Source organism: Candidatus Hodarchaeum mangrovi, assembly GCF_975850365.1.
Window position 1 is genome coordinate 13,904 of the sequence record NZ_CDLCQJ010000016.1, and the last position, 12,924, is coordinate 26,827.

General features: G+C 32.6%; 10 protein-coding genes. 9 read left to right on the top strand and 1 reads right to left on the bottom strand.

The genetic code is table 11. The features are described from left to right. Nucleotides 1-746 precede the first annotated feature (746 nt). The 6 genes from ACWVCY_RS02335 to ACWVCY_RS02360 all read left to right on the top strand — a co-directional run bounded on the left by ACWVCY_RS02335 (nucleotide 747) and on the right by ACWVCY_RS02360 (nucleotide 7,116). Nucleotides 747-2,393: a methyltransferase domain-containing protein gene (locus ACWVCY_RS02335; protein ID WP_455140080.1), complete on the top strand. Its 1,647-nt coding sequence runs from the start codon at nucleotides 747-749 to the stop codon at nucleotides 2,391-2,393. 14 nt (nucleotides 2,394-2,407) lie between these two features. Beyond that, nucleotides 2,408-2,677 carry a 4Fe-4S dicluster domain-containing protein gene (locus tag ACWVCY_RS02340; protein WP_455140081.1) on the top strand — a complete coding sequence of 90 codons (270 nt, stop codon included), beginning with the start codon at nucleotides 2,408-2,410 and terminating at the stop codon, nucleotides 2,675-2,677. A gap of 22 nt (nucleotides 2,678-2,699) precedes the next feature. Then, the gene (locus tag ACWVCY_RS02345; RefSeq protein WP_455140082.1) at nucleotides 2,700-3,695 is read left to right on the top strand and encodes an aldo/keto reductase; all 996 of its coding nucleotides are present in this window, start codon (nucleotides 2,700-2,702) and stop codon (nucleotides 3,693-3,695) included. Between the two features lie 86 nt (nucleotides 3,696-3,781). Next, complete coding sequence (locus tag ACWVCY_RS02350) at nucleotides 3,782-4,732, top strand: DMT family transporter (protein ID WP_455140083.1); 951 nt, start codon at nucleotides 3,782-3,784, stop codon at nucleotides 4,730-4,732. 84 nt (nucleotides 4,733-4,816) lie between these two features. Continuing rightward, nucleotides 4,817-5,722 carry a type II methionyl aminopeptidase gene (gene map, locus ACWVCY_RS02355; RefSeq protein WP_455140084.1) on the top strand — a complete coding sequence of 302 codons (906 nt, stop codon included), beginning with the start codon at nucleotides 4,817-4,819 and terminating at the stop codon, nucleotides 5,720-5,722. Between the two features lie 110 nt (nucleotides 5,723-5,832). Next, entirely contained in the window at nucleotides 5,833-7,116 is a 1,284-nt protein-coding gene (locus tag ACWVCY_RS02360; RefSeq protein WP_455140107.1) for an MFS transporter, read from the top strand. Here the strand turns inward: ACWVCY_RS02360 and ACWVCY_RS02365 are convergent. Beyond that, nucleotides 7,113-9,095, bottom strand: coding sequence for a HEAT repeat domain-containing protein (locus tag ACWVCY_RS02365; RefSeq protein WP_455140085.1), 1,983 nt, complete (start codon nucleotides 9,093-9,095; stop codon nucleotides 7,113-7,115). The genes ACWVCY_RS02360 and ACWVCY_RS02365 overlap by 4 nt on opposite strands. 243 nt (nucleotides 9,096-9,338) lie before the next feature. On the opposite strand from ACWVCY_RS02365, the gene ACWVCY_RS02370 reads away from it, so the two are divergent. The 3 genes from ACWVCY_RS02370 (at nucleotide 9,339) to ACWVCY_RS02380 (ending at nucleotide 12,823) form a co-directional block, all read left to right on the top strand. After that, nucleotides 9,339-10,154: a glycerophosphodiester phosphodiesterase gene (locus ACWVCY_RS02370; RefSeq protein ID WP_455140086.1), complete on the top strand. Its 816-nt coding sequence runs from the start codon at nucleotides 9,339-9,341 to the stop codon at nucleotides 10,152-10,154. Between the two features lie 8 nt (nucleotides 10,155-10,162). Next, nucleotides 10,163-10,942 carry a hypothetical protein gene (locus ACWVCY_RS02375; RefSeq protein WP_455140087.1) on the top strand — a complete coding sequence of 260 codons (780 nt, stop codon included), beginning with the start codon at nucleotides 10,163-10,165 and terminating at the stop codon, nucleotides 10,940-10,942. 201 nt (nucleotides 10,943-11,143) lie between these two features. Further along, the gene (locus tag ACWVCY_RS02380) at nucleotides 11,144-12,823 is read left to right on the top strand and encodes an ATP-dependent nuclease (RefSeq protein ID WP_455140088.1); all 1,680 of its coding nucleotides are present in this window, start codon (nucleotides 11,144-11,146) and stop codon (nucleotides 12,821-12,823) included. Nucleotides 12,824-12,924 lie beyond the last annotated feature (101 nt).

Consider the following 12,924-nt stretch of genomic DNA (forward strand, 5'->3'; position numbering starts at 1 on the left):
TAATCTATGATTGTATAATATTGGTGACAGTGCTAGTCATTGTCCTCCTACGTGGAGATGAAAACCAAGTTTGATTAGCAAAGCAGATCTATACCACAGGGCCAGCTAGAACATACCTAGAATAGAAAAGGAGCAAACAGAATCGTCCCAGAAAAAATCAGTAATAAACAGATTACAACCAGATAATAGAATAGGGCTATAGGGAACAATATAAGTAATTGCAAATTATATAAGTCACTACAATACAAGTGATTTAATATTATAGGACAGGGTTACAGTGATTATTAATAAAGAAATTCTAGAGGTTGTTGTTAGCATAAACAACCATCAGGAAGATCTATTCATTTGCAATATTATTTTTAGTTTTCTACTTCATTGATAGACCATTTTTGCAAAGTGTTGAAGTATTTAAAAGAGATAATTGTTTCCTTTTGAATCGCACAAAAGAGAAAAGATTCTCAGCGGTGTGCAAAGCATTAATTTTGTTGACTTCCTGATGGAAGGAATTTTCACCTCTCCCCTATCCTATAGCTATTAAGACGGTGTGAAACCTATATTTTAAATTATAACCTTTTCCTTTGTTTACAATCGATACTTTAACCTTAATACTATTGTTTTTAATTGATTATTTGTTATATCACTATTTGTGACAATATAACTTAGGATCAAGTATACTCAAGCAGTTAACATCCATTGGAGATATATAGTATAACACCAATGAATCATATATTATGAGTCTTCTCTATATGAAAGTTCTTGAAAAATCTCCTGACCAGTATGATAAAGAATTTCAAAAATTATTTCCAGAAAGCGCAGAAATATATGAATTAATATTAAAGACAATCGGGAAAACGGGAAAAGTGCTGGAGGTTGGGAGTGGAACAGGAAAACTAGCGATTCAATTGAATAAACTTGGATTAGATGTTACTGCTGTCGATACCTCGAAAGATATGATTGATTTTGCCTTAAAAGAAGTTCAATTAAATAATGTAGATGTTAAATTTATTCTGGGAGACTTTACTTCTCATATTATTTATCAGCAACTAGAAACAGAAGGACCATTTGATTTTATTATTTCTACCTTTGTCTTATCAGAACTCACACCTCTTAAACAAATACTCTTCCTTAAACAAATATTTAATCTCTTATCCCCAAAAGGACAAATTTTTATTGCAGCAGAAACATTTCCGAAGACAAGATTTGCGAAATATTTCTATAAACTAAAAATAGGTATTCTTAATCAAATTAATATTTTTCGTGAAGGGTATAGTACTTATCCTATCCTTGACTTCAAGAAAAGATTAGAATATTGGTTTCAAGGTGACTTTTTACTGGAAAAAAGGAATATTCAATTATATAATGGAACAAAAAAAGATTCTGAACCTGAAATTACACCTTTACTTTCTTTAGAAAGTCAACTGGGACGATTTCGATGGTTAAAAGTATTTTATTGTATTCTTAATGGAGTTTTAACCCGTAAAAGTATTAAACCAGGTTTATATAAAGTCGGGAATCCAAATAACCAATCTCCATTGTTGGTTACCTCAAATTACTATTGGACCGCTTCAACAGTCTCTAAAACTTTACAAAACTTTCAAATTGACTGTTATGTACTCGTTGCAGATACCAAAGGAATTAATGTTTGGTGTGCTGCTGGAGGAGGTCATTTTACCCATCATAGTATTATCGATGCACTCAGACTCTTTGATGTGGATAAATTTCTGACCCATAAAGAAATTGTTATTCCTCAACTTGCAGCAACAGGAGTTGATAGAAAAGAAATAACAAAATTCAAATGGGAACCAAAATTTGGACCAATAAGTATTAAAGAAATCCATAATTATCTGATTAATGGTCGAAAAAAATATCCTTCCCAATCCAAAATTAGATTTGATATTGTTAACAGAACATTTATGGGAACTCAACATACAATATTTCTATTAATAATGTATTTTCTCCCAATTTTCTTATTAACTGGATTTCTGGGTTTTTTAGGATTGGATCGATCATTCTTTTGGTTTAATGTGTCGTTTCAAGGTGCTATTATTGCATTATCCCAAAGTCAATTTTTTGCTTGGTTTTACCCCCTTTTCAATTATACACGATCCTTTTTCATTAAAGGACTTACTTTTGGAACAATTTCTAGCGTAGGTATCTTGTTTCTCATGACTGGTTTAAAAACCTCATATAACCTCTCCACCATTATTTTCTGGTTTCTGCTTATAATGCTCCTTGGTCTGCTCGTAAGTTTGGATTTTGCTGGACAAACACCCTATTCAAATCATTTAGAAGTCGAAGCTGATTTGATATTGTTTCTTTTACCAGCGATTCTCATAATAATCTTTTTAATAACAATGTTGATATTATTTCCTCCTATTACGCTATTATTTTAAGAAAGGTGTATATAGTGACTGCTAAAATCTTTCAAGAAAAATGCATCGGATGTACATGGTGTGTTGAGGTCTGTCCTCATCAAATAATAATTATTTCAAAAGAAAATAATAAAGCTGAGATTATAAATGCAAAATTCTGCATAGAATGTGGAGCCTGTGCATTACAATGCCCTGTTGAGGCAATTCGCTCTCATCCTATAGGTTGTGGATGTATAGGTGGAGTATTAAGAAAAAAGATTAATAAAATTTTACGAAAAGAAAACCCTAAATCTTGTTGTAATTAATTATCCAAAGAGGGAAATTATAATGGAATACAAACTATTAGGAAAGACTGGTATTCGAGTTAGTCGAATTTGTTTAGGAATGATGTCTTTTGGCGATCCCAATATATCTAAATGGACCTTGGGGATTGAAGAAGCAAAATCAATAATTTTGAAAGCAATCGATTTAGGAATTAATTTTTTTGACACAGCAAATGTCTATTCTGCTGGGAAATCAGAGGAAATAACTGGTGAGATCTTAAAGGATTATAGAGATGAAGTTGTGATTGCTACTAAAGTCTTTTTCCCCTTAAGTGGCTATAGTCGTGATCCCGAACCAAAACCAAACACTAATGGACTCTCACGCTATCATATTAGACAAGCAATCCGTGATTCGCTAAAAAGGCTACAAACTGATCACGTTGATTTATATCAAATTCATCGGTTGGATCCATCTTTACCAATTGAAGAGATTCTCATATCACTTAATCATCTAATTCAACAAGGAAAAGTCCTTCATATAGGAGCCAGCTCGATGTTTGCATGGCAGTTTACAAAAAGTCTCTGGATGGCAGAAAAATACAATTTGGAACCGTTTAAAACAATGCAAAACCATTACAACCTTTTATATAGAGAAGAAGAACGAGAAATGATTCCATTGTGTCAAGACCAAGATATTGGTCTTATTCCTTGGAGTCCCCTTGCCCGAGGATTCTTAGCTGGTAAATATCAACGTGAAGAAGAAGAGACATCAAATCGAAGTAAATATGATCGTTATTTAAAGCTGAGATATTTCAAAAAGGAAGACTTTGATATTGTTGACCGAGTTGTTGAAATCGCAAAAGAAAAAGACGTTGAACCTGCTCAAATTGCTTTAGCATGGCATTTTAGTAAAGTTTATATTACTGCACCTATTTTAGGTGCAACCAATATCAGCCATGTCGAAGATGCTGTAGAAGCGTTACAAATTAAACTTACAGACTATGATATTGTACGTTTAGAAGAGCTCTATAAACCTCAACTGATCAGTGGTCATTCCTAAGAATTATCTCTAATAAAATTATCTTTAAATGAAAAAATACTGAATCTTTTTATTAGGTAGGATTCAGTGAAGAGGCTAAAACTGATTTGGAAGAAGAACAATTTCATATGCACACAACACGTTTATTCGCTGTGTTTGTAATGATGATTGCAGCTTTTTTCTGGGGTACAACATATATAATAGTAAAAATCGGTCTTTCCTATCTTGATCCTCCTCTTCCACCCCTTGGTTTTTTATTTTTAAGGTTCTTAATAGCTTTGATAATTATTTTCATTCCTATAAGCCTTCTCAATCCTATTAATGATTTCTTTGTCTTATTAAAAACCAAATGGATTATTTTTTTGGGAGTAGTTAATGCTATTGCCTATATACTTCAGTTTTTAGGTCAAGGCGGGACTACTTCCGCCATAGCAGCTTTATTCATAAATATATATCTAATATCCACCCCATTCATTGCATGGGTGATTTTAAAAGAACAAATACCGAAAAAACTTATAGGAGCAATATTTTGTGGATTGATGGGAGTAATAATGGTTTCAACTGCAAATATATTAATCGAACCACCTCAGGATTATACAATCTTCTTTTTAAGCACGATATCGGTCTTTTTCTCGGGAATTATTTGGGGAGGATATTCTGTTATCTCTAAAAAAATAAATATTCTAGCTAATGAAACAAACTCTATTCAAATGAAAAATGCCCCTTTGATCTTTACAACCTCAAATTTCTACACAGTCTGCATAATATTTTTTTCTATGCTTTTCTTTCACCATTTACCAAATATTTCCATTTTTACATTAAATTCATGGTTAATAATTCTATATCTTGCTATATGCGGGACTTTAATTCCATTTGTTCTTATAATTTATGCTTCTCGTTCGTTGAAAGCATCAGAGATTAATCTAATCACTCTTTTAAATGTAATTGTTGGATTAATACTTGCTTCCCTCGTATTAGCAGAGGATTTTACATTGTTAAGTGTGATAGGGAGTTGTTTAATTATAATAGGCATTATTACCTCTATCAATACTAAGTAATTTGAATTTAGTTGTTTTTTTTGTTAAATAAAGCGAAGAGCTTTTATTTTTATTAATAAAGGCTCTGATTAGTGGTGTCACCATATGATATGGTCTCGCGAAGAATTACATGACCTTCAATTATCAGGAAAAATCGCTAAATTAACATTAGATCAGATTGAAGCTTATATCAAACCAGGAATTTCGATTGGGGCATTACATGATACTTTAGTTAAATTAATACAGAAACGTGGAGCTGATTTAGCTTTTCCTCCAAATATTAGCTTAGACAATTGCGCAGCGCATGATACAGCAAATATTGATGAAAAGCGAGTAATTCCTAAACGAGGCTTAATTAAAATTGATATAGGTGCTAATGTTAATGGGATGCTTTCTGATACTGCCAAAACATTTTCTACCGACGGAAAGAATGTTCGACTTATTAAAGCATCTCAGGAAGCTCTTGATAAAGCTATCGAGACATTAAAACCTGGTATCAGAATTAGTGACGTTGGATCAGTTGTACAAGAAACTATTGAACGTTTTGGATACAAGCCGATTTCAAATTTGACAGGCCATCAATTAGAAAAAGCTCGTCTTCATGCAGGAGTATCAATTCCAAGTGTCAAGGCGATGCCTTTTTCAAAGCGTACAAAAATCAAAGAAGGTATGATTCTAGCAATAGAACCGTTTGCGACTGATGGCAAAGGACTTAATTCTGGGTATGTTGATAATTTTGGTGAACCGCTGATTTTTTCTTCTAGTGGAAATCCCCGAACAGAGGTAGGAAAAATTTTAACCAAACGTTTTGAGTTATTACCTTTTTCTCTTAGGTATGCGAATCAATATTTAATTGAAAAAGAGAGTAAAGTTTCTAATCTAGCTCAAATTTTGACTCAAGACCATTTTCATGGGTACCCACCTCTTGTTGAAAAAACAGGTGGACTTGTCAGTCAGGCAGAACATTCAGTCTTGATTACTAAATCAGGTATAAAGATCTTAACTGAATGAACTATATCTTACCAGAATGATATTGCTTATAAATATGTAATAAATTCAAAGATTTGTTTTTTATAACTATTGTTCAATATAAACTTATAGGTGCTACTAAATTGTCCTCAATGAATCAAGATGAAGATCAGAAACAATCATCTAACTTGATTGGTTATCTTATTTTTCTTTGTGGCCAATGGATATCAATTTTAGGATCAAATATAGTCAATTTTGTAATTATATGGTTCTTAGCATTAACTACAGAAAGTGAATTTGTTTTAGGTCTTTCCGCTTTTCTTGGTTTTATGCCATTCATTCTTGTAACCCCCATTGCAGGAGTGTTTGTGGATAGATGGAGTAGAAAGAAAGTAATTGTTTTCGTTGACTTTATGCAGGCATTCTTTACATTAATCCTGATAGCTGCCTTTATATCAAATCTCTTCACTGATATTCAGCTTGTACTCATTCTTCTTTCCTTGAATTTTATTAGAGGAATCTTTGGGGCATTTCACACTTCAGCAACTGATACCCTTCTACCAATCATGGTTCCACGGGATCAACTAAGTCGAATAAATGGTATGAATTACTTTGTTAATGCTGGAATAAATATTATTGGTCCAATTATCGCTCCTATATTACTTGAGATTTTTCCAGATATTACTCAAATACTCTGGCTAGATGTTATTACCTTTCTTCTAGCTATTGTACCAACATTATTAATAACTATACCAAAAATTATTAAGAAAGTTGAAAAAATTGAAAAACCTTCTTTCGGACACGAATTCATCGAAGGAATTCGATTCATAATTAAAACACCTGGATTATTCCCTCTTCTCTTTGTTTTTGCAGGTGCAAATTTCTTTTTGACTCCACTCTTCACTCAACTTGCTTTTTTCATCAAATTCATCCATGGAGGTCAGGCTCAAGATTTCGGATTTATAGCAGCTTTACAGCAAACAGGTCTGCTTATTGGTTCATTCATTATGACATTCTGGAAAGGCTTCAAGAATCATGCTTTAGGTGTTGCATTTGGATTGTTTTTAGGCTACTTAGGACTAGTTATAATGCTTCTAGCTCCTATTGGTTTTTTCCTAATATTAGGTATTGGAATTTTTATTACAGGATTTGTATTACCAGTTGCTAATGTCTCAAGTGAGGCAATCTGGGGAGCTACTGTTCCACGAGAAGTATTAGGCCGCGTTTATGCGGTTCGTCGGACATTGGCACAATTTAGTGCACCTGTTTCAATGCTCCTCTCTGGAATTTTTGCAGAATTATATGGTTTAACCATCATTCTCTGGGTAGCTTCGATATTGGGACTAACTGTCTTAGGATTCACATGGTTTTTCACTCCACTACCAGAAGTCGAGAAACGTATCAGTATACAGAGATCAAATACTAAAGATGCTTAAGCTTGTATTCGATTGGTTTTATATTTTAATTGACTTTCAAGAATATCTAGGAGAGAAAGACAGGAAAAATAACGTATACTAGGATCTTTCTCAATCTGTGGATCAATCAACTTGAATAGCTCTGGAACGATACTAGGATTGCTACGATATCCTAAGGCTTCTGCTGCTAATTCACGTACGCTATAAATCTTCTCTATTTGAATTGCTTGAACTAAAAACTGATCTATCTTGATATCGCTATTTGGGATATGACCCAAAGCATGAGCAGAGGCTGCTCGTACGGTATTTGCTGGATCATGAAGAAGGTGATGAATTAACCTTTCTAAGATCGGATTTAGACTAAATGACTCATCTAAGTCGTCTATTTTGTTGATAAATACTCTAAATGCTTCTATTATTTGTTGACGGACTTCAAGGCGATCAGAATGCAATAGAGAAAACATTAAATCTAGATCAGAATATTCAATCCAATTAGTTAAAATCTCAAGATAATTCAAGTTTAATAATAAATCTCTACTATTCTTTATTCTATCTAGAATATGATTCTTAAAAATTCTTTGGTCTAACTGTGATATAGCCCATGTGGCTTGTCTTTTGACCCATGGATCTGATTCTTTTTCTAAACATTCTAATAGAGCCTCAAAACTTAAGTTTTCCTTTAAATTTCCTAGAAATGTGCAAATAGAAGCTTTAAGTGAAAAAGAAATTGATAGTTGAAGATTTTTAAGAATTAACGGCAAATATTTTGACAAAAACTCTATATCTTTCTTTAACAACGGTATAAAGCTTTCTAATCCCTCTAAGATGGACTCTTTTAAGGAGGATGATTGAATTTTGAAATACAGATCTATCAAGCAAGCCATTGATTCTTCATAGCTATTCAATTGTGCAAGTAAGGAGATAATATTCTCCTTTACTTTGAAATCAACTTCTTGAGAAAGACAGGTTTGACATAATCGCTGCATTAATTTACCTCTTTCGGTCTCATCAAGATAAAGTTGCTGAATTGACCATGCACTAACAGACCTGACGTATGAATCTTCATCAATTAATCCTTTTAATAGAGATGAAAGAGCTTCTTGACTTTTAATTATACCTAGTGCCTCAGCAGATGCTTCTCTTACTGAAAAACTAACATCAGTCTCCAGACTTTCAGCTAAATCTCCTAACGCTTCATAAACTTTTAAGATTCCTAGTGCTTCTGCAGCTGCTGCTCTAATTTTAGAATTACTATCAAATTTTAATCGTTCTATCAAAATTGGATATAAATCATATAAATTCTTCTTTCCTATTAATTTAACTGCTTTTAACCGAATCGCTGGATGTTTTTCTGTCTCAACGATAACGTCGAGACTATTATTAACTTCAGTGGTCTCTAACCACTCAAAAGAGTCTAAGGCTCGTTTACGAAGGCCGATATCTTCATAAGATGAACTGATTAATGTTAATAGAAGGTGTTCTAATTGTTTTGAGATTTTTTTTGCTTTTTTAGAATAGAACTGTAAACCCTCAATAATTCCCTTCTTTATCTTTTCATTATATCGATTTATATTCCATTGATGAAGAAAAATATCTTCCACAATTGGAAAAGGAAAATTTCCTAGTAATTCTAAATAAGTTGGTAATTTTTCTCTAATATTGATTTGTTGTTGAATTTCGGTAAAAAGTTCTTCTTCATTTGGGATTATACCAGATAATGTCTTATTTAATGAACTTTTAATTGAGTTGATCACATCAGGATCTTCCTCCCTTCTTAGCCATTGCAATAACTCATTAGAGATTACAGTTTTTCCAGTAAAGTTATTTGCAAGAATTATTCTTTGAATTTTATTATTTGAGTATGTTAAAGGAATCAGCTTCTCCGGAAATATAGCAGCCAATCGTGTTATAAGTAATGATACAATTTGATGATCAGGATCAACTTCAATAAGGTTTATTAATGAATTTTGGATTAAATTAACATCTAACGTTTTTTTCATCAGTTATAAACCCTGAGACATTCATAATGGTGCGTTTAATAAAATTCTTGTCCTATAAACTTTAAAATCTAGATTATAATGATAATCTTACTCTAAACAAGATTCAACGATTATAAAGAATCATTCGTTTGCTCTATCTGAGATTGAGCATGCTCTAAAGCATCAATAGTATACTATTCGGCTTTAGTTGAGCATTCAGAGCTTGGATGTTAGCCTCAATGATTAAGTGAGATTGAAAAACAAATGAAAACACCCCAATTTAACCCATTTCGCTCTCCTCATCGACCTTTAGTCATGGGACATCGAGGTGATCAAACAGTTTCTCCTGAAAATACTTTATTAGCTTTAAAAAATGCTGCTCTGTTAGAACTAGATGTTATTGAAACAGACATTCGTATGACTAAAGATAATGAATTAATATTATTTCATGATGAAACTTTGGATCGAACGACTAATAAAACGGGCCCTGTGAAGAATTACACCCTAGATGAACTCAATCAGGTAGATTTAGGTTATTCATTCACATTAGATGGTGGAAAGTCTTTTCCTGCTCGTGGTCAAAATTGGAAAGTTGTTACTCTCCGTCAAGCATTTGATTTATTCCCTAAAATGCATTTTAATTTAGATATAAAAGATGTTGATCCTATTGCTCCAGAGCTTCTAGCGAAAATAATAATAGAATATTCTCGTGAGGATTCGATATTAGTGGGATCATTTCATCATTTTCAAATAAAAAAGTTCAGAAAAATCCTTCCACATGTTCATACGTCAGCATCACCTCAAGAAGTCAGAAGATTTTTAACTTTTCAAACACTATTTCTGGAGAGAATAATTACTCCGAGATATTCTGCATTTCAAGTCCCTATCATTCATCAAAATCGCACGATTGTGACAAAACGATTTGTAAGAGCTGCACATGCCAAAAATATTGCAGTTCATGTTTGGGTTGTTAATGACCGGCTATCATTCGAATATTTAATTCAACTCGGTGTTGATGGGATTTTTACTGACGATCCTTGGCTTCTCTTGGAAGTACTACAGGAAAAAGAATTAATTTGAGGTTTTAAATGGAGCATCCTACACCTGATGATCAGAAAGTATTAAAACACTTAACGCAAATTCTATTCTTCCCTTCTTGGTCAAAATTAATAGGTTCAGAATATTATTTGGGTTCTTATTTAAATCAACCAGTTATTGAAATATTAAAGGATAATGTTGTGTTTTTACCCGATCAAATACTAACAGGCGAAGAAGAAGATTCTGAAGAAGCTTTTGTTGTTTTAACTGGAGTTGGTCTTTATTATACCCAATTTCGTGTCACTCCTAAAATGATTAACACTGATTTTCGAGAATTGACATGTCTTTTAATTTCATTAGATGATTATGAAAAAGCTCAAGATATATCAACTTCAATCATTAATTCTGAAAATCTCCGTATGACTGAATTGATGATTTCCATTCCATTTGCACTTATTTTGGCACGACAAACCACTCAAATGTTTATGAGAGGGGTCATTGCACGGAATGTAGTTCATCCATACAAAGATTGTTTTGATGAGTTAGTTCGAATGTGTAACAATCCAAACACTCTTTCCTCTGAAAATGGATATAAATTACTTTCAGGAGGGGGAAAATTTACTAATCATCTTTTAACAGAAAAAATTTTAGATAGATATTCTCAAGTCACTGCAGGTTTGAAAGCAGTTGAAACCTCAGCTAATATAATTTTAGATTCTCTTCAATTAACGGAAAGTAGGATAAGATTAGCAATTTTTGAAAAAATAAGGTTAATCAAACGTGATTTTGTTGATGTTGGGTATCCCAGACTAATGGATTGGACGCCTTGATAAAAAAGTCCATAATTGTTTAAGACAGCTTAATTATTGAAAATCACTCATTCTTAATAAAACAGATTTCATTCTTATTTATCAAAGAATTCTCAATCCTCGATTTAGATTTTCGGTTATTATGACTACGTTTCCCTAGACAGGTATAGGAACTATTATCTTTATATAGGATAAAGGCAATTTAGTGTCATTAGTTGAATCATGCAATTAGCTAAACTTAGTCTTAGAAACTTTAGAAGCATCGCCAACCTCTCTCTAAGTGATCTAAAGAGTTTAAATTGTTTTATAGGTCCCCATAATTCAGGTAAGAGTAATTTATTGGAAGGTATTTCTGTTTTTTGGGATGGAGCTTTTCGTGCTGAAAATCAGCTACAATTCCCACAAGAAGAAGTCATTTCAAGTTATAATTTTGAAAATCTCCTCTCATATTTTGGAGATTCCAAATCCATATCTGGAGAATTTCATCTAAGAGTAAATGATGACATTCAATCATGGCAAGATAATGAAATTCTACGTAATATTTTTGTTGAAACTGCGAAATTTTATCGTTATTCTCAAGCAAATCAAATTTTTGATGAATTTTTAGATCTATTAACCCAGATCACTTCACATGGAGAAATAAGTCATTTTGTATTTAATTTGTCCTTGCAAAAAGAATTATATACCATACTAGAAAAAAAGATCTATCTCCAACTCCGAAATGGAGAAAAGATTCCTTTTCCCGAGGAAAAAGTAGCCCCTGAAATCATTCAAGAGTTCTTTTCACGAGCATTCTTTAGCTACTTTCAAACAGATTCCGATTTCAATAGATCTCTCCATACGAATTTATTAAATTTACTACATGAAAAGAATTATCAAATACTATCTTTAATTGAAGAATTTCTTCAGGATGTCCTCTCTCAAAGATTTCATTTTGAACTTGGGGCACGAACACGGAATAACCATCAAATAATTGATGTTACTATAGAAAATGCTTTTACAAATCCGCTGTGGAAAATTTCATCCAGTACAAAACGGATAATTTCTCTTGCTTGGCTTCTAACTTGCAGTCCTATAGGTAGAATTGTTATTGTTGATGAGCCCTCCTTATTTCTCCATCCACGCGGGGAAAGAGCTCTTGCAAGGAAACTTGAACAATTCTCTCGGAATCACCAAATATTCTTCTCAACTCACTCCACACGGCTTTTAATTGGTCACGCATATCTAGTTGATCTTCACAATGGGTGGACTCGCATTAGACCTATAAAGGGAGAAAAAACCATGAAAAAGGTTGTTAATATCCTAGGGATCCAACCTTCTGATTCCTTTGGATCTGATGTGGTAGTTTTTGTTGAAGGACGAACAGATGAACGAGTTTATCGAGTGTTTGAAGATATAATAATAGGTTCTGGAATACGAGCAGCAAAAAATCGTGTAAGTTTTATTCCTGTTGGGGGATGGACTAATATGAAATTTGTCATTTCTATAGAACTCTTGAAGAGTAAATTTGTTCGTTCCCGAGCTGTTGCAATCACTGATGGAGATATATTAAATTCTGATAATTATGATAGAGTTCGAAATAACTGGGAGATGGTTTTCCCAAAAAATACCTTCTTTTCTCTTACTGAAGAAAGTATTGAATCATTATTCCTTAATAATAGCGTTATTTTTCCACGATGTTTCACTAATTCTGATTCTATTACTATAGATCAGCTTAATGAATACATCCAAAAACGAAGAAATCGTGGGATTCCTGATAAAGCTATTTTAATTGAATTATTAGAAATATATTACGGTAAACGCTATAGAGTACCATTAGCAGAAGCTCTTGCCAAGAAATTTACAAAAGAAGAAATCCCAAAGGATCTTCAAAATTTTTTTATCTCACAGATATTGTCATAGCTATATAAAAAGATTAAATGCTGTAATTTTGGTAATGTCTTTATTTATTAAAAACTATTTTATCTAAAATCCAAGATAATTTTACAGAACTAAACCAAATC

What these genes read in the sequence shown, in the direction of transcription:
- ACWVCY_RS02335 (WP_455140080.1), top strand. Translation starts at nt 747, where the DNA reads ATGAAAGTTCTTGAAAAATCTCCTGACCAGTATGATAAAGAATTTCAA.
- ACWVCY_RS02345 (WP_455140082.1), top strand. Translation starts at nt 2,700, where the DNA reads ATGGAATACAAACTATTAGGAAAGACTGGTATTCGAGTTAGTCGAATT.
- map (WP_455140084.1), top strand. Translation starts at nt 4,817, where the DNA reads ATGATATGGTCTCGCGAAGAATTACATGACCTTCAATTATCAGGAAAA.
- ACWVCY_RS02360 (WP_455140107.1), top strand. Translation starts at nt 5,833, where the DNA reads ATGAATCAAGATGAAGATCAGAAACAATCATCTAACTTGATTGGTTAT.
- ACWVCY_RS02365 (WP_455140085.1), bottom strand. Translation starts at nt 9,095, where the DNA reads ATGAAAAAAACGTTAGATGTTAATTTAATCCAAAATTCATTAATAAAC.
- ACWVCY_RS02370 (WP_455140086.1), top strand. Translation starts at nt 9,339, where the DNA reads ATGAAAACACCCCAATTTAACCCATTTCGCTCTCCTCATCGACCTTTA.
- ACWVCY_RS02375 (WP_455140087.1), top strand. Translation starts at nt 10,163, where the DNA reads ATGGAGCATCCTACACCTGATGATCAGAAAGTATTAAAACACTTAACG.
- ACWVCY_RS02380 (WP_455140088.1), top strand. Translation starts at nt 11,144, where the DNA reads ATGCAATTAGCTAAACTTAGTCTTAGAAACTTTAGAAGCATCGCCAAC.